This is a genomic window from Bdellovibrio sp. HCB2-146, assembly GCF_047345725.1.
GTDB lineage: Bacteria > Bdellovibrionota > Bdellovibrionia > Bdellovibrionales > Bdellovibrionaceae > Bdellovibrio.
Genome location: NZ_JBLEQP010000002.1, coordinates 253,333 through 270,790, shown reverse-complemented (window position 1 = coordinate 270,790; position 17,458 = coordinate 253,333). Strand labels below are relative to the sequence as shown.

The window sequence follows — 17,458 nt, the reverse complement described above, 5'->3', positions numbered from 1 at the left end:
TTACTTCTTATTAGCTGGACCTGGTGGTGGCGGCGCCAAAGATGGAATCGTCACTCCGGTCAAAGAAGTGGATTCGGCCGCATTGCTTGCAGGAGAACGATTCATTTTTTGCACGATTAATTGAATAGATTTTGCGCCCTGAAGCCAAACTTTCGCCATTTGGACCTCTAAAGGGTGATCGGCAATGTTGACCATCTTCGTTCTGATTTCAACAGCACGGTCGGCGAGAGCAATTTCTTTTTTCATCAATGCAATCGACTCAAAAGCTTGCGCCAAGACACCATGACATTCAAAGTTTTTTGAATCCCATTTCAGGCCCTTCATGGCAATTTCCTTGGCTTTTTCATAGTCAGCTTCCTTACCGCCCTTCGCAACTAACTCTGCTTTCGCTGCATATGCATTTCCTAAGTTCGTCCGAGCTGCGCCAAAATCAGAAGTCTTCAAAAGTTTTTCACCAATTTCGATAGCCTTATCGTAGTCTTTTCTATGATTTGCCAAGATGATTAAATCGTTCATGATGTAGGGATCATCTTTCAAATAAGTTAATGCGCGATTATAGTAATCTTCAGCAGTCTTATGATCATCCTGAGTACTTGAAATATTCGCTAGTGATCTCCAGATAAGACCTCTCTGATAATCATTCTTCGCCATAGAAAGAGCTTTTAAATAGGATTGGCTGGCTAACTTATAGTCTTTCTTCTCTTCTGACAAATACCCACCAAGACGATAGAGTTCGTAACCCTTTTCCTTGGAGGCATAAAATGCTCTGGTGAAAAATTGAGTAGCCTGAGTTGGCAAATTTCCAAATGAATAATTGTAAGATTTTTGAATCAACGCCGATTCGTTGTTCGAATCTCGAGCCAAAATCTCATCGATCCACTTATGAGCATATTCCAGATATGTCGGCCCATAAACCTTACTCATTCGCATAGCAACCCATCGTGCTGCCCGAGTTTTTAAAACTATCACCTCTGCGTTTGTTGGATCTTTTTCCAACAACTGATCTGCAATCGTCTTCATCGTGCGCGAGATGCGATAAATTTCTGGTCCCGAACCGGAATTCGCAAGTTTATTGAGATTATCGACTGTATAATCTTTCAGTCGATCCGCGAGAGTTTTTGTAGGGTCTAACTCAAATAGTCTCACTGCCTGCGAATTCACACAACTTTCAAAGTCTCCAAGTGAGTACGCATAGTCCTTGTCATTTATTTCCGCTGCAGTAATAAAGTCCTTTTTTAGAAGAACTTGATCTCGAATCTCAACGCCTTTTTCAACCTTAAAGATCTTTCGCTCAATTTCGTACCATGGACTTGCAGCCCAACACCCATATTCTTCGTTTTCATTGAAGTCATATCCCTCGACAAAAACCTTGCTTACGAACTTTCCTTTCGGTGTGCCATAAAAATCCGTCACCCGTTTAGGCGCATAGGCAACACCATACAAAGTCAACACTCTTGGGAAAGGCACCATCAGGAAGGCTTTATCATCTTCACGTTTCAAAATTTCCTCTGAATGGGTATTTATGTCTGCTTGAAACTGCGAAGCAATCCGTGTTTTGTAATTTGCTTTCACGCTGTCTTTAGCGACCGAACCATAAAGAGCCAAAACTATTTCATTGGCCGCCTTTTCATTCTTCATGAACGCCGTATTCAAAATTTCAGAGGCATACAATCCAGTCGTTGTAATCTTACCAGTCGATTCAACTTTATCATCGGGAGTTACCTTAAGGCTTTTTTCCACTGTAACCACATGGTCGTCAATTTTAGTTGCTGGGACAAACTCAAGGTCTTTCGTATCTTTGGACACATTTAGAGCTTGTGATTCCGCGATATCGATACCAGGCGCTTTTGAATTACTTGTGGTATTTGTCGGATCCACCCACAAGATGCTTTTATCCGGCATTTCAACTCTCACAATAAGATGGTTAAATCCAGGAAACGCAAATTGCGGTTGAGAAGGAATAGCTTGAATTCGATTCATTGGATCGTGAGGGGATCTTCGCACAACCAAGGCGACATTTGCCTTGATACCAATTTTTCTCAACATCGCAGTCGTGCTTGTTGCAAAGTCCTTACAATCTCCGATCTTGGATTTGGCAATTTCTTTGTGTCCACGTGGGAAAAACATTTTATCAAGCGAGGTCCAGTTACCCGAATACGTCATCACTGAGGCAAGCTCTGATGTCACCGTATCAATCTTTTCATAGATGTCATTTTTCGTGCTGGCCTTAGTTACAATTGCTTGAAAGGATGGTGGCAATTCATCCGAAAGGATTTTTTCGTACTTATCCGCAAAAATATTTACGAACTGGTTCCAATTCTCCAGAGTCGTGACATGTACGGAAGGAAAACTTGAATGAGTTAAAATTGGAATATTTTCGTCCTTGATGTTTTTCGTGAACGCTCGAAGCATCTTAATCTTCAGAGTGTATTGCCCCTTATCATCTTGCCCTTCTTCTACAGACAAATATTTTTGCGGATCAGAAAGTACAAAATTTAATTTCTTTACGGAGCGAATCAGAACCTCGCCACTTAATTCGGGTTCTTTCAATCCATAGACAAACGACATTGAAAACGAACCTGGAAACGTCGCCTTTTTATATTTGGTTAAAAGCTTGTAAGAAATTGTGGATCCCATTTGCAAATTGGTAAATGGAATGACGAGTTCTTTAAGACCGCTGATACCTTGTTTCGACACAGGATCTGATGCCGCGCGAACTTGAATCGTTTTAATATCAACCGGAATTTCTTCACCCTCGGTTATTGAGGACGCCTTCAACACCTGCACACTCATAATCTCAGGAACGAACGGAATGGTCTCAAGTGCCAGCTTGTTACGTCCGGCTTCATTTTTTGACGTAAACATACGCTGTTCTTCCATGACCGCTGTTCCATCAGCTTTCACAGTCACAACCGCATTGGCATGATTTATTACCACGTCGGCCTTATCAGCCTCCCCCCATTCCGCAAAAGCAAAATGAGATGAAAGCACCAACCCAAATATTAGGAGCGTATATAAAGACGTCTTCATACAAGTACTAACGGAACTCTATAAACAATCCTTAGTTATAGTTTTGCTTGTAATCTTTTTGTCTCGATTTGAGATGTGGACATAAAAAAGCACCCGTCAAAGGGCGGGTGCTTGAACAGGTATCTACATACGTGCTTCTCGACCCACGTCGTAACGTGGAGTTTGTCGACGTTCTTGAGTGCGAACTCTGTGTTCGACTCTTTCGACAAAGTCACGAACGTGTTCACAGACTGAATCAGGTTGCTCAATCACAAGAGCATAACCTGCATTAGGAATCGTTTTAAATTCGCCGTTTGGAAGAGTGTCGGCAAATTTTCTATAAGATTCCAAAGCTTCAGGGCGTTCTTCCGCACCTGCAAGCACAAGCACAGGACATTGAACTTTACTGAGATCTTCACGAACATCAGGTCGTTCAAACAAAATACGTGCCGCTTCGATTTGTTCTGGGCTTAATTTCGAAAGATGACGAATCCATTTTTCTCGTCTCATGACAGAAACTGGGTCTTTCGTATCTTTGAACGTAGGACCGAACCACATATCCGCAAATTCTTTTGCGTGAGCTTTCATGCCTTCTTTTTTTGCGACATCCAAGAATCCCAACGCTTGTTCTTTTTCCTCTTTAGTGCTGTCTTCAGGACTTACTCCCATAAGAACACAGCTTCTAAGAAGATCTGAGTGACGAATCGCGAGTTGCAATCCAACATAAGCCCCCATGCAGTTACCTACAAAGTGACAAGGAGCAATTTGCATATCTTCAATCAATCGTGCCACGTCATCTGCAGCTTTATCTAGATTTGGACTTCCTGGGCTTGCACTTTTACCAAATCCCCGATGATCATAAGTTATGACTCGGAAGTCTTTAGAAAGTGCTTCTACAAAAGGTTCAAAGACTGATGTGTCGGTGAAAACTAGTGGACTTAAAAAGATCGCGGGAGCATTTCTAGGCCCGTGATCTTCGAAATAATATTCATTTCCGTTGATACGAGTTGTTGCCATACATAACCCCCTTTTTCTTCCGGTTTAAGACTACTCCTAAGCAAAGTTTTAACAAGAGGACCCCGCCCAACTCTGGCTTGACCAGAGGGCGAGTTCGTGAGTAGAGATCAAACTAATATTGAAAATAAAATCAGGAATAATTTCTGGTTTTATTAGTCAAGAAGCCTTGTACCCTTTAAATACATTTGTCCACGTTCAGCAGGTGTCTTGACAGCGGATAAATGAGATTTTTCATTGATACATACTGGGATGAGCATAGTTAATTCTGTGCTCGCCCTGAAAGAACGTGGAGCAGCTCCTTGCCCCAAAAACGGGTCACGAGGCGCAGACGAATTTGTATTACCATAATCTGAATTGGCAAAGCGAATATCCTGTTGAGTCGATTGTGGATTTATATACCGGTCACACTTCCAAGTCGCCAAATCAAAAGTCGTAATAATGTCGGCATAAACCCAGGCACGGAAGATCGCAAGATCCTTATTATTAAATTTGCCTTCAAAATCCGGAAATGATGCACATTTATAGAACGTGCATTGAAAAATTGCTGCGTTTATTTCAAACCAAGCATTCTTAAAGATCCAACCAGCAACTCGGCGGCTAGATAAAACCTCTTCTAATCTTTGCGTGAGGTAATTTCGCACATTGCCTGCGATTTCTCTTAAAAGCGGGTGAATTTGACGACCTGTTTTATGAGCATAATCATAACTCGGTCCTTCGCGAAAGTAAGCCGCAACAACACGGTTATTGAATTGGGAAGATAAAATCATTTGTAATAAATTTTCATGTAACTGAACTAACTGTGGACTCGGCTCGCTATACATTTTCACATAAGCATTTTGTTCTGACCCCGCCTCATGCACCATTTGCGACCAAAGTGAAGCTACTTCCGTATTAAATGATTCGAGCGTCGAATAGTCCACGACCGTCGACAAATTATAGACCGTAGCATCTTTAAATACTTCACCAAAATTCGCAAAGCTGTTGCTACTAAAAAACAGAGAGAGAAAGATGAGGTATTTTGATAGCGTCATAAATTTCTACCTTCTTAATCCAACAATTTTGTTTGCGATAAAAACTTATTTCCTCGTGATACCGACGTACCCGGCGTGACAAAATCTTCTTGGTTCTTACAAAGATTCGTTAACACCATCTCAAATACTCCGCGACGAGAACGCGGGTCCAATTTACCCAGACCACTTCCTGAATTTGCATGAATAAGATCTTCGTAAGCTGCTCCTGCATTCAAGTAGCGATCACAGTTCCAGTCGGCCAAGTCAAATGCATAAATTACGTCCGTGTAAACCCAAGTTCGATAAACTCTACGGTCCATTTCCGTATACTTTTCGGAATGGAAACATTTTCCCAAAAATGCACAGAGTTTAATTTCTGTATTAACTTCTTGGAAAGGTCTTTTAAGAACAAATCCGCGTACCCGACCGCTTGCTAAAATCGATTGTAACTTTGTCGTCACAAAACTTCTCACATTACTGACCACATCACGCAGAAGAGGATGCATCTTACGCCCAACTTTATAGGCGTAATCAAAACTTGGCTTTTGCTCGTGGTAGTCAAAAATCTTAAAGTCATTATGCTGTGACGAAGAAATCACCTGGAGCACGTTTTCATGTAGTAGGACCAAACGAGGATCCGGTGCGGATGAATTATACATTTTCTCAAGTGCAGCCTGCGGAGAACCAGACTCAATCACGAGTTGATTCCAAAGTTTTTCAGACTCTAAATCAAGCTCCAGAAATGTTTGATAATCAAAAACACTCGAAAGATCGTATTTTTTCACATCCGAAAAAGGACCTGCCGCAAAAATGCTCCCTGATCCGATAATCGCCAGAAAAAATACGATAACGGCGGCGAAGCGTGTTCCTATGTTCGCAATAAACATCACGACCGAGCTCAGGATCAAACTTAAAAGAAGGTAAACACCACGGATAATCATTAATGGCTCCCCTTCGGAAAGTAGGCCGACGAAATTTCAATAACAGACTCGTATTTTTTAGGGAGAAGACTTTTTTGATAAGCTCTTTCGCTTGCAGGAAGATCCTGAAAACATTTTTCTGCAATATCATTGAACGCCACATGCGTTAGATCCCTAAACGGATTCCTCAAAATAAATTCATCATAAATCGTCACATACGCCAACCAAGCCGAATTGATACCTGTGCAAATCTCGTCCTTGTTTTGTCTTGTTCGAACCGCAGACACTTGCGCTGTAATATCCGCACCGTTTTCTATATGGTACTCACCCGCAAAACGATGAGCGATCACCGACGCGCGTCCTGCTTTACGAGCGAAGAAATAAACATCCTCACCTAATGCTTTGGAACAGTTTTGAAAGAGATGATCATTCTCACTGTCCATCGCACACCAAACTGCTTGGCCCGTCATACCCCAAGCATATTCATCACGCTTGAAAGCGAAGAGAGGAATTGGAATACGTGGTCGAATTTCTTTTCCGAAGTTTGCAGAAATATTAAAAAGAACAAATCGCATTAAGCTGGAGATGCGCAATTTTCTCGAACTCACATAAGTATCTGAAAAATAAGAAGAGTCGACAAGCCCCGTGACTCGCGCATGCAGATCAACCAATCGAGCATCAGGTTTGTTATTCTTTAGCATGATCCAATCAAGAGCCGCTCTCTCAGAGCCCTTCTCTTGAATCAACGTTTTCCAGAGATCTTGAGCCTCGCTGTCGAGCTCTTCGAACGTCCCAAAATCAAAGACAGCAGCATCCTTTACCTGTTCCTTAGGCGCCGCCACCGTGAGCACCCCACCTAACAAAAAGAGGGCTATCATCAATAAGTTGAGAGCTTTCATATGTCGGAATCTCCTGCAAATCGTGTTCTAGGAGAAATATAGGATTTCGCCCCTAAAAAGCCCCCAAACTTAATTTAACAACTTTGAGCCAACCCCTATTGTCTATAGATTTAACAAGTACTCACGATGGGCACCCCTTATCCCGCTGATGGACCTGATTCCCCTTGACCAGGCGCCCCATTTGCCTTAAAACGGACCCTCTCTCTATAAGGATCCTATATGTCTATGAAAATTAATCTGACAGAAGTCCCAGAAGAAGGACGTAGCTACCACTGGAATCGCGAAACCGGCGAACTCAACGCCGTTTTAAACGATTTGATTGGCAATACCAGCCACGAAGCCGATTTTTTCATCAAACCTTTGAATTCAAAAGACTTTGAACTCACTGGCACAGTTCGCACGAAATTGCCTGAACAATGCGGTCGTTGTGGAATTGATTTCGCTTTTCCAATTAACGAAAAGTACCATGAAATCTTGATCCCGAAGCAAAATCAGCCCCGCAACAGCAAATATTCAAAAGTAAATCACGTCAGTGACTTGCCTCAAGGTGGACCTGAAACTTCAGAATATGAGGGAAATCTATTTGATATGGGTGAATTCCTTCACGAAGTGGTGGCTCTTGCTGCGCCTTTTAATCCAGCAGGCCCAGAAGATGAAAATGGGGATTGCTCAATTTGCAAAATTCCTGTGAAAGGTCGTAGCTTTAGCTATGATGAAAAAATGCCGGAAGAAAAGCCACAAAACCCATTTAACGTTTTAAAGAATATTAAGCTGAATTAAAGGCTTGATTTTTAATGAAGTTTAGCTAAATTACCGTTCTTTGTAATTTGATTGTACTATTGGAATTTAAAAGAGGTTCGTCATGCCAACTCCTAAAAAGAAAACATCTCGCTCTCGCCGTGATATGCGTCGTTCACACGACGGTTTGTCTACTCCTGCAGTTGCAGTTGAGAAAAAAACTGGTGAGCTAGTTCGCCCACACCGTGCTGCTAAAGGTGCAGACGGCGCTTACTACTACAAAGGTAAGCAAATCAGCGCGGCTAAGTAATTAGTAAAAAAGAAGGTATTCCATGGCTGGACAATATCGATCTCGAGTATCAGGGATAGGCTCGTATCTACCAGAGAAGGTTCTCACGAACCATGATCTTGAAAAAATGGTGGAGACGAGTGATCAGTGGATCATCGAAAGAACCGGGATCGAACGCCGCCATATTACGCCTGAAGGTCAAGCCACATCTGACTTGGCCTTAGAAGCTTCCCGCAGAGCTCTTGCGGATTCTAAATTAAATCCAGAAGACATTGATATGATTATCGTCGGCACTGTGACTTCAGACCGACAAATGCCGTCGACTGCTTGCTATTTGCAAAGCAAACTCGGTTGCCGCAATATCGTTTCATTCGACTTAAACGCCGCTTGTTCTGGATTTATTTACGGACTTTCTATTGCTGACCAGTTCATTCGCACAGGAATGTACAAAAATATTCTCGTGGTTGGCGCCGAAGTTCTTCATCGTTTCGTAAACTACAAAGACCGCGAAACTTGCATCCTTTTTGGTGATGGTGCGGGTGCATGGATCTTGAGCCGCGCTAATGAAGGCGACAATCAAGTTATCCATAGCAGCCACATGCATGCCGATGGAAATCTGGCGGAACTCTTAACTCTTCCAGGTGGCGGAAGCTTAGTTCCTCCATCGCAAGCTGTTCTTGATTCCAACATGCAATACGTTTCAATGAAAGGTCGCGAGATCTTTAAAAATGCCGTTCGCGCGATGGCTCAATGCTGCCAAGAGGCACTTGAGGCGAACAACACAGCTCCCGAACAAGTGGACTGGATCGTTCCTCATCAAGCCAATAAAAGAATTATCGAAGCCGTTGCGGATCAATTTAAGTTCCCAATGGAAAAGGTTATCGTTTACTTACAAGAAACTGGAAACACATCTTCTGCCTCTATTCCACTTGCATTTGACTGGGCTGTTCAGACTGGGAAAATCAAGCGAGGTCAAACCATTCTTCTTACCGCATTCGGTGCAGGTTTAACTTCAGGCAGTATTCTGTTGAGGTACTAAATCATGTCGACATTGATATTTCCCGGACAAGGCAGCCAACAACCTGGCATGGGCCGTTTTCTATTTGAGAACTTCAAAGTTGCACAGGAAACTTTTGAAGAAGGCTCTGAAGCTTTAAAGCAAGATATGAAAAAACTGTGCTTCGAAGGCACAGAAGCAGAACTTGCTTTGACTGAAAATACTCAGCCGGCGCTTTTGCTGGTTTCAACTGCAACGCAAAGAGTTCTTAGAAAAGAATTCTCAGTAAAAGTTGAGGCTGCTGCTGGTCATTCTATCGGCGAATACGCGGCCCTGGTTGCTGCAAACGTGATTCGTTTTGATGAAGCCATGCGCGCCGTTCGCACTCGTGGCCAAGCAATGCAATCTGCCGTTCCAGTTGGACAGGGCGGGATGGTCGCACTTCTCGGCCTTGAGCCCGACCAAGCGCAGATCCTGTGTGAGTATGCAGTGAAAAATTCTGGCTTTGGTCCCCTCTCCCCTGCGAATTTTAACTGTCCAGGGCAAATTGTGATCAGTGGCTCTCAGAAAGCAATTGATTGGCTTAAGGACAACTTTAAGCCGGAAGTGATTTTTACTGAGGCTCCACGTCGCGCGAAAATGATTCCTCTTCAAGTTTCAGCTCCATTTCATTGCGAAATGATGAAGCCAGCGGAAGAGAAAATGCGTCAAGTCCTGACCGCAATGGAATTTAACAAAGCAGATTTCCCTATCGTTCAGAATTTCCATGCTAAGATGGAGAGCGAAGGTTCGGTTCTGCGTGAAAATCTCATTCGCCAAGTTTCAGCACCTGTCCGCTGGACGCAGAGCATGGAAGTTCTCAAGAGCTTGGGCCACAAAAACATGATCGAGTGCGGAGCAGGAAAAGTCCTTCAAGGATTGCTCAAAAAAATCGACGGCGAATTCTTCCAAGTAGCGACCACAACAACTCTTGAAGATATTAAAAATATTGAAGAATCTTTGAAAGCTTCGAGTCATTAATATTTCTTGAGCTTTATTCAGAGTTCGTTCACAGTGTGGCTTAAAAACGGCACACTTAAGAACAGTACAAGGATTTCGTATATATGGGCCAATCACTTCAAGGAAAGAAAATCGTTGTAACAGGTGGCAGCCGCGGCATTGGAGCTGCGATTGTTAAACACTTGTCTGATGAAGGCGCACAAGTTGCTTTTACTTATTCTTCTCGTGAAGAATCTGCTCAACAAGTTGCCCACTCTCTTACTGGCGATGGTCATTTCTATATTAAGATGGACATTTCGAGTGAAAACTCAGTAAATGAAGCAGTTGAGCATATACTCGAGAAATGGCCTGAGATCGACGGTGTTGTAAATAACGCCGGTATCACGAAAGACCAGTTGTTGATCCGCATGAAAGCGGAAGATTTTGATTCTGTTGTGAACACAAATTTGCGCGGAACATTTCTCGTAACAAAAGCATTTACTAAATCAATGATGAAAGCACGCAAAGGTTCCATCGTGAATATCGTGTCCATCATCGGCGAAACAGGAAATGCGGGCCAAGCTAACTACGCGGCTTCTAAAGCTGGGACGATTGCTTTTGCTAAGTCCTGCGCTCTAGAGTTGGCTTCACGCAATATTCGCGTGAACAACGTCGCTCCAGGATACATCGGCACAGAGATGACGGAAGTTCTTTCTGAAGATGTGAAAAATAAAATCTTGGAAAAGGTACCAATGAATAAAATCGGCGAAGGAATTGATATTGCGAACGCCGTAAGATTTTTATTAAGCGATGACTCCAAATACATCACAGGTCACACCTTGGATGTAAATGGCGGCATGCACATGAATTAGAGCTTTAAAATAAGTAAGTCACTAGGAGGACACACAATGGCTATTCATCCAAAAGTAAAAGATATCATCGTAGAACAACTTGGCGTTGACCCTGAGAAAGTAAAGCCAGAAGCTTCTTTCATCGACGACTTGGGCGCAGATTCTCTTGATATCGTTGAGCTTGTGATGGCTATGGAAGAAGAATTCGATCTTGAAATCCCAGACGAAGACGCTGAGAAACTTAAAACAGTTCAAGACGTTGCTTCTTACCTTGAGAAAAAAGGCAAAGCGTAGGTTTTTATGAACTCCCGCTTAGAACGCCCATCTAAACCTCAAAAGCGCGTTGTGGTGACCGGAGTCGGTGCAGTTACTCCCCTTGGTAATACTATCGAGGAGAGCTGGGCTGCTGCGATTAAAGGTCAATCTGGAATTGCGAAAATCACGAAATTCGACACAACAGGCTTTGATGTTACTTTTGCTGGCGAAGTGAAGAACTTTAATTCGGATCTTTACGTCGACAAAAAAGAGCAAAAGAAAATGGACCTGTTCATCCATTACGCTATGGCAGCATCTAAAATGGCGCTCGACATGGCGAAATTGGAACTCACTGAAGAAGTGAAAAATAAAACGGGAGTGATCATCGGTGTTGGGATGGGTGGCCTTCCCATCATCGAAGAACAAGTCATGAAAATGAAAGAGAAAGGACCTGGCCGAATCAGTCCTTTCTTTATTCCATCTGTGATCACGAATTTGGCTGCAGGCCAAGTGAGTATCGCTTACGGACTTAAAGGTCCGAATTATTCTGTTACATCAGCTTGCGCATCTGGCGTTCACTCTATCGGTGAAGCTGTTCGCTACATCCGCGATGGCGTTTGTGATGCGATGTTAGCAGGTGGTGCGGAAAGCACTGTATGCCCTATGGCTATCGGTGGTTTCGCTTCCATGAGAGCTCTTTCGACAAGAAATGATGCTCCTGAAAAAGCCAGCCGTCCTTGGGACAAAGACCGTGATGGTTTTGTTCTTGCGGAAGGTGCCGCTGTTCTTTGTATCGAATCTCTTGAGCACGCTGAAAAGCGTGGCGCAAACATCATCTGTGAGATCACTGGTTACGGTGTTTCTTCGGATGCGTACCACATGACATCTCCAGCTCCAGAAGGTGCCGGCGCATTTATGGCGATGGAACAATGTCTTCGTGATTCAGGGCTTAAAGCTTCTGACATTCAATACGTGAACGCACACGGAACAAGCACTCCAGTCGGAGATGGTCTTGAGTCTGCGGCGATCAAACGTTTGATGGGCGATCACGCTAAAAAAGTGTGGGTATCTTCGACTAAGTCTATGATGGGTCACTCTTTGGGTGCCGCGGGTGCAATTGAATCTGCATTCTGTATCATGGCTTTGAAAGATCAAATTGTTCCACCAACGATCAACTTGGAAAATCCAAGCGAAGATTGCGATCTTGATTACGTTCCAAACAAGGCACGTGATGGAAAGATCGAGAACGTGTTGAACAACAGCTTTGGTTTCGGTGGAACCAATGCTTGTATGATCTTCTCGAAATTAAAATAGAAACTGAATGAAGGCCTCCAAAAGAGGCCTTCATAATTTTAAGACAACGGAGTTTTCACTTTATGAAATTGTACGTCGGTAGCGATCATGCAGGCCTGGATTTAAAACTTAAAGTAATGGCTGCACTTTCTGACGTAGAATGGGTGGATTTCGGCACAAAAACTCCCGACTCTGTCGATTATCCTGATTACGCCGACCTCGTCGCTAAAGAGATAGTTAAAGTAGAACTTCAAAATCAAAAGTCCGGAGTTCAAGATCCACTTCAAGGTCCAGCTATGGGTCTTTTGATCTGCGGCTCAGGACAAGGTATGGCGATCCGCGCGAACAAATACAAAGACATTCGCGCAGCGCTTTGTTGGAATGAAGATATCGCCCGTCTTTCACGGGAACATAATAATGCGAATATCCTTTGCCTCAGCGCACGTTTCACAGCGCCGAATGATGCTATCGCAATGGTGAAAACGTTTTTAAAGACAGCCTTTGAAGGTGGTCGCCACGCCAAGCGCGTTGCGAAACTCAGTTCCGACACCAACTGTTAATTCATTTTTCTCTCTCCCAAATCATACGAGCCCAGTGTTAACATTCAAGGGAACTAGTTAACTCCGATGAGGTCTCGTATGAATTCAACTTCTCTCACTCTTTCACAAGTCGATCCAGAAATTGCCCAAGCTATTGCGCGCGAATCTGAACGCCAGCAATTTGGTTTGGAAATGATTGCTTCTGAAAACTACACATCAAAAGCAGTGATGGAAGCTCAGGGCTCAATCCTAACCAATAAGTACGCGGAAGGTTACCCAGGCAAACGCTACTACGGCGGTTGCGTAAATGTTGATACAGTTGAAACTCTAGCAATTGAGCGTGCAAAAAAACTTTTTGGAGTTCAATACGCAAACGTTCAACCACACTCGGGCTCACAAGCTAATATGGGTGTTTACTTGGCGGCGTGCAAAACGGGCGACACAATTTTGGGAATGGATCTTTCTCACGGTGGTCACTTAACTCACGGATCTCCTGTCAATTTCAGTGGCTTGTTGTTCAAAGCGGCCTCTTACAAACTGGATGCACAAACAGGACGTATTAATTACGACACGATTCGCACAACAGCGAAGGAAGTAAAACCTTCATTGTTGATCGCGGGCTACAGCGCTTATCCACGCACTCTTGATTTTGCAAAGTTCAAAGAAATTGCTGACGAAGTCGGCGCGCAATTGCTCGTAGACATGGCCCACTTTGCCGGACTGGTCGCAACCGGTCACCACCCGTCTCCAGTTCAGTACGCGGATTATGTAACAACAACAACTCACAAAACTTTGCGTGGCCCTCGTGGTGGCATGATCATGACGAACTCGGAAGAAAAAGCGAAGATCATCAATTCTCGCATCTTCCCGGGAATTCAAGGTGGACCACTTGAACATGTAATCGCGGGTAAAGCGGTTTCTTTCGGTGAAGCTTTGAAACCAGAATTCAAAACTTACAGTCAAAACGTCATCGACAATGCGAAAGCTTTAGCGGAAGAAATGTTGTCACAAGGATTCCAACTTGTGACTGGCGGCACTGACAATCACTTGATCCTTGTCGATTTGAGTGACCGGGAAATCACAGGAAAATTGGCTGAAAATTCTTTGGATGAAGCCGGTATCACTGTGAATAAAAACACAGTGCCAAATGAAAAACGCTCTCCATTTGTGACAAGTGGTATCCGTATCGGAACACCAGCTCTCACAACTCGTGGTATGGGCACAAAAGAAATGAAGCAAATCGGAAAATGGATTGCTCAAGTACTGAACAACCCAGAAGACACTGGACTTAAGAATAAGGTTCATAATGAGGTCAAAGAGCTCTGCAGGCACTTCCCGATTTATTAATTTTAACCCATTTTTGGGGAATTAATGCTTTGGATTCAATGGCTTATGAGGTAAAATCGAAGCCATATGACACCAGGATGGAATCAACTTCGAACTTCTAAATTCGTGAAAGTAGCAGGATGCATCGCCATGATGGCGATTACTGGATCCTGCACGACCTTTCATACCCCTATTTCACGCGAAATGTTCAATACCGATGGCTCGGCAAGTCCGCGTTCTGTGGCTTCAGATGCGGATCCATCGCTTCCGCCAACAGCGGATGACCTGCATTTCGATTGGCCCGTAGATAGCGCTAGAATGACCCGTGGCTTCTTGCCACACAAAAGACGCCCTCATCTCGGCATTGACCTGGCTGCGCCTAAAGGCACGCCTATTTTGGCGGCACAAGGTGGCACCGTGATTTACGCTGGTCGTGAGTTCCGTGGCTACGGAAAAATGGTATTGATTGAATCAGGAAATGGCTGGGCGACTTTGTATGCCCACTTCGACAAGATCTTAGTTTCTGAAGGCCAAAGAATCCGCAAAGGCGAAATCGTCGGAGCAATGGGCCGCACTGGCCGTGCAACCGGAGTCCACCTGCACTTCGAAATCCGCAAAGACCGCGGCCCGATCGATCCACTACCGCTGTTACCGAAAGTCACCGCACAACTTTAAAAAAACAAAAGGGAGATGGAAATCTCCCTTTTTCTTTTCTGGCGTGTCTAATAAAAAAGGCCACCCGAAGGCGGCCTTTTAAATCTCTAACTTCTTTGTGGGAAATTAGAAGATGTTGATTGTTGAAGAAAGACCTACGTTTGTAAGTTCTGGCTTCAAGTTTTCTGGAGCAAATTGCATATTTGGGTAAAGGTAGATGTCACGAGTAACCGCGATACCGATACCAAGAGATTGAGTGTACATGTCTTTTTCGAAAGTCAAAGCATCGTCAGAGCGGTTGTGGCTATAAACGAATGGTCTGAAAACAGTACGGAAAGAGTAACGGTCGTTGAAAGAGTATTCTACGAATGGATAGAAACCGAAGTAGTAGTCAGCACGACGGTCATCGTTACCAATTACGTCAGAAGAGTTAGCACCATCGCTGTAGAAAGTGTTACCGACAGAAGTCGACAAACCTGGTTGCCAGTTTGAACCTTCGATATCGAAGATAACAACGTGGCTCACACCAAGGTCACCAACCATTTTATACAAATCAGTGTAAACTTGTTTTGTATGGTGGCTGTAACCTACAGACAATGAGTTTTGAGTTCCACCGATACGACCAGCAGTGCTCCAAGTAAGAGAAGGAGTAGAAACGTCAGTTTTACCGCCTTCATTTTTCAAACGAGAAACTTCTTCGATGTTACTGTGGAATGGTTGACCAACAGAAACGCCAGTAGAAAGGTTCAAACGATTTTTTGGATTGATACGGTAAGAAACACCGACTTCACCAGTCAAGTTAGTTGCAGTATCTTGAGTTGCGATACCAGAATAGTTCGGACGAACTTTACCAAGAGGCTCAACCAAGTTACCACCGTTCAATGCGAACTCGATGCTAACTGAATATTTAGATTTCGATCCAGATTCAGCACGCATTTTCGCGTTCGTGATCTCGTCATCGATATCTTTTGTTTGTTCGTCTTTCTTTTGAACATCAGACATTTTGATTGTGCTTGTGTTCGAAGATTGGTTTTGTTGTTGCTCTTCCGCTTGAGCAGATGCCGCAACCATTGATCCCGCCAAAATCAGTGACAATAAAACTTGTTTTTTCACTGGTTTCCCTTTCCTTAGTTGGTTTTTTAAACCTTTGTTAAAACTCAATTTCAAAATTTAAGTGGTTATTCTGATCAAGAAGTTCGTACAACTTCTGTGACCAAACTGGTCCCAAAATGGAGCCATACCCCCAATAAAGCAAGTAAGGTGCCAGATGTTCGGTCCCCTTTCAACACCATTTCTTGACGAATTCTTTTCAAAATCCCATTACTTGGCCCGATTTGACGGAAATCAATGCTTTGCGTCTACAAAACCAAGGATTACAGAGAGGATCAGATACTATTTACACTTGTAATACCTGTAGAGTTTTCATGCGAAGAGTCAAATTGCCCGAGCATTTTCAGCGCGACATACTTAGCTAACTATAGAGAGGATCCTCTATGCTACCGATGCCTCGCGCTCAGCAAGAGCATATTTCCGAAGAGAGAGAGTTTTTGTACAAGGTGGGTTTCACCTTGAACAAAGCTATGTTCATCATTGATCGGTTGATGGAAGAACTGCGCGAAGAGCAAGGAAAGCTCGAGAACGATCCAGAAGTAGAACGATTGTTTTCAAATCTCTCTACACATTTAAGCGAAGTCGATACTTTGGTAAAATCCCGTCATCATAACTTGTCGGAAGTCCTCGATGAAGAACATCGTCGCGAGAAAAAAACAAAGGGGAGTTCCTCTCGAAACTCCCCTCAAAGGTCGCCCTGACTTTTAAATTCTATTAAAGACCAATTCCCGCATTGAAGGAATTAAGATATCCCACCATTGAAGATGGATCCGCTAGTTTACCGTTGAAGAACACGCGTGCCGAACCTGGTTTAAATAATTGATAGACAGAACGTGACGGATCATTGAAGTAAATTCTCACACCTTCTTGAATTAGGAACTCACCAGAAGACGTGTACACTTCCATCGCTGCAAAATAAGGTTCACAGCTTGAGTTTAAGCACATTGCGTGGAATTGAACTTGGTAGTTACCCACTCTCACTGCACCTTCGCGAACTTCAGAACCTGTGTGCTGAGTTGTGACTTGAATTTGTTGGTTGTTCAAAACAATTTGTCCTGTGATTTGAGCAGCTGTTCCATTACGAGTGCGTTGAAGGCCTACGATATCAGCTGTGTGTAAACCTTTACCTGCAGCGTATTCACCAGCAGCGCCTGTTTCTTCGATATTGACGGCCGCAGCTCCCGTTCCATTTCTAGCGTAGCGTGCAGCGAAATCTGAATCCTTTTTTGCGCAGGCAGCAAGAGCCAACAATGCGATCAAAGCAGGAATTTTAAATACATTTAGAGATTTCATAACCGTCTCCTTGATAATTCAAAGTCTTCACTTTCTAACTAATGCAAAGACAGATCCACCTATGCCAACTGCTAAGTGATGAATATCAATGAGTGTTCTCATTTTGAGACTGACATAATTTTGTTTCACTCTGAGAGAGGACCTCTTTTGCGCACAGGTGTGTAAAAGAAAAGGACAGAGGGATTTTGAGGAGGACAAAAAAGAAGGGAGCCGACGGCTCCCTTTTGCGAAGCAGATTTCCCTTCAATGGGACAAACACTCTATCTAAGAATGTTATGGC

Annotated in this window: 18 protein-coding genes; 11 read left to right on the top strand and 7 right to left on the bottom strand. The window is 43.5% G+C overall.

Translation table 11 applies throughout. From position 1 onward, the window contains the following. The 5 genes from ACLWOR_RS12200 to ACLWOR_RS12180 all read right to left on the bottom strand — a co-directional run bounded on the left by ACLWOR_RS12200 (nucleotide 1) and on the right by ACLWOR_RS12180 (nucleotide 6,855). The gene (locus ACLWOR_RS12200) at nucleotides 1–3,030 is read right to left on the bottom strand and encodes a DUF3857 domain-containing protein (protein ID WP_413941018.1); all 3,030 of its coding nucleotides are present in this window, start codon (nucleotides 3,028–3,030) and stop codon (nucleotides 1–3) included. 123 nt (nucleotides 3,031–3,153) lie between these two features. Beyond that, nucleotides 3,154–4,026: an alpha/beta fold hydrolase gene (locus ACLWOR_RS12195; RefSeq protein WP_413941017.1), complete on the bottom strand. Its 873-nt coding sequence runs from the start codon at nucleotides 4,024–4,026 to the stop codon at nucleotides 3,154–3,156. A gap of 152 nt (nucleotides 4,027–4,178) precedes the next feature. Further along, nucleotides 4,179–5,057: a hypothetical protein gene (locus ACLWOR_RS12190; RefSeq protein ID WP_413941016.1), complete on the bottom strand. Its 879-nt coding sequence runs from the start codon at nucleotides 5,055–5,057 to the stop codon at nucleotides 4,179–4,181. Nucleotides 5,058–5,071: 14 nt separating this feature from the next. After that, the gene (locus ACLWOR_RS12185) at nucleotides 5,072–5,977 is read right to left on the bottom strand and encodes a hypothetical protein (protein ID WP_413941015.1); all 906 of its coding nucleotides are present in this window, start codon (nucleotides 5,975–5,977) and stop codon (nucleotides 5,072–5,074) included. Next, entirely contained in the window at nucleotides 5,977–6,855 is an 879-nt protein-coding gene (locus tag ACLWOR_RS12180; RefSeq protein ID WP_413941014.1) for a hypothetical protein, read from the bottom strand. The genes ACLWOR_RS12185 and ACLWOR_RS12180 overlap by 1 nt, the downstream gene beginning before the upstream one ends. A gap of 219 nt (nucleotides 6,856–7,074) precedes the next feature. Between ACLWOR_RS12180 and ACLWOR_RS12175 the strand changes: the two genes are divergently transcribed. The 10 genes from ACLWOR_RS12175 (at nucleotide 7,075) to ACLWOR_RS12130 (ending at nucleotide 14,796) form a co-directional block, all read left to right on the top strand. Beyond that, a complete protein-coding gene (locus tag ACLWOR_RS12175) occupies nucleotides 7,075–7,635 on the top strand; it encodes a YceD family protein (RefSeq protein ID WP_413941013.1) in 561 nt (186 codons plus the stop codon). Nucleotides 7,636–7,717: 82 nt separating this feature from the next. Further along, a complete protein-coding gene (gene rpmF / locus ACLWOR_RS12170) occupies nucleotides 7,718–7,903 on the top strand; it encodes a 50S ribosomal protein L32 (protein ID WP_413941012.1) in 186 nt (61 codons plus the stop codon). Nucleotides 7,904–7,925: 22 nt separating this feature from the next. Continuing rightward, nucleotides 7,926–8,921 (top strand): beta-ketoacyl-ACP synthase III, encoded by a 996-nt coding sequence (locus tag ACLWOR_RS12165; protein WP_413941011.1) that lies wholly within the window; start codon nucleotides 7,926–7,928, stop codon nucleotides 8,919–8,921. Nucleotides 8,922–8,924: 3 nt separating this feature from the next. Continuing rightward, nucleotides 8,925–9,899 carry an ACP S-malonyltransferase gene (gene fabD, locus ACLWOR_RS12160; protein ID WP_413941010.1) on the top strand — a complete coding sequence of 325 codons (975 nt, stop codon included), beginning with the start codon at nucleotides 8,925–8,927 and terminating at the stop codon, nucleotides 9,897–9,899. A gap of 83 nt (nucleotides 9,900–9,982) precedes the next feature. Next, nucleotides 9,983–10,729 carry a 3-oxoacyl-[acyl-carrier-protein] reductase gene (gene fabG, locus ACLWOR_RS12155; RefSeq protein ID WP_413941009.1) on the top strand — a complete coding sequence of 249 codons (747 nt, stop codon included), beginning with the start codon at nucleotides 9,983–9,985 and terminating at the stop codon, nucleotides 10,727–10,729. Nucleotides 10,730–10,765: 36 nt separating this feature from the next. Next, a complete protein-coding gene (gene acpP / locus ACLWOR_RS12150) occupies nucleotides 10,766–11,002 on the top strand; it encodes an acyl carrier protein (RefSeq protein WP_413941008.1) in 237 nt (78 codons plus the stop codon). Nucleotides 11,003–11,008: 6 nt separating this feature from the next. Beyond that, nucleotides 11,009–12,277 (top strand): beta-ketoacyl-ACP synthase II, encoded by a 1,269-nt coding sequence (fabF, locus tag ACLWOR_RS12145; protein ID WP_413941007.1) that lies wholly within the window; start codon nucleotides 11,009–11,011, stop codon nucleotides 12,275–12,277. Between the two features lie 62 nt (nucleotides 12,278–12,339). After that, nucleotides 12,340–12,816, top strand: coding sequence for an RpiB/LacA/LacB family sugar-phosphate isomerase (locus ACLWOR_RS12140; RefSeq protein ID WP_413941006.1), 477 nt, complete (start codon nucleotides 12,340–12,342; stop codon nucleotides 12,814–12,816). A 78-nt stretch (nucleotides 12,817–12,894) separates the two neighbouring features. Continuing rightward, nucleotides 12,895–14,142: a serine hydroxymethyltransferase gene (glyA, locus tag ACLWOR_RS12135; protein ID WP_413941005.1), complete on the top strand. Its 1,248-nt coding sequence runs from the start codon at nucleotides 12,895–12,897 to the stop codon at nucleotides 14,140–14,142. Between the two features lie 66 nt (nucleotides 14,143–14,208). Continuing rightward, nucleotides 14,209–14,796, top strand: a complete 588-nt coding sequence (locus ACLWOR_RS12130; protein ID WP_413941004.1) for a M23 family metallopeptidase — start codon at nucleotides 14,209–14,211, stop codon at nucleotides 14,794–14,796. 105 nt (nucleotides 14,797–14,901) lie between these two features. Here the strand turns inward: ACLWOR_RS12130 and ACLWOR_RS12125 are convergent, their stop codons facing one another. After that, complete coding sequence (locus ACLWOR_RS12125; RefSeq protein WP_413941003.1) at nucleotides 14,902–15,888, bottom strand: hypothetical protein; 987 nt, start codon at nucleotides 15,886–15,888, stop codon at nucleotides 14,902–14,904. Between the two features lie 380 nt (nucleotides 15,889–16,268). Between ACLWOR_RS12125 and ACLWOR_RS12120 the strand changes: the two genes are divergently transcribed. Next, nucleotides 16,269–16,586, top strand: coding sequence for a hypothetical protein (locus tag ACLWOR_RS12120; RefSeq protein ID WP_413941002.1), 318 nt, complete (start codon nucleotides 16,269–16,271; stop codon nucleotides 16,584–16,586). Between the two features lie 13 nt (nucleotides 16,587–16,599). Here the strand turns inward: ACLWOR_RS12120 and ACLWOR_RS12115 are convergent, their stop codons facing one another. Continuing rightward, nucleotides 16,600–17,178 (bottom strand): hypothetical protein, encoded by a 579-nt coding sequence (locus ACLWOR_RS12115; protein WP_413941001.1) that lies wholly within the window; start codon nucleotides 17,176–17,178, stop codon nucleotides 16,600–16,602. Between the last annotated feature and the right edge of the window lie 280 nt (nucleotides 17,179–17,458).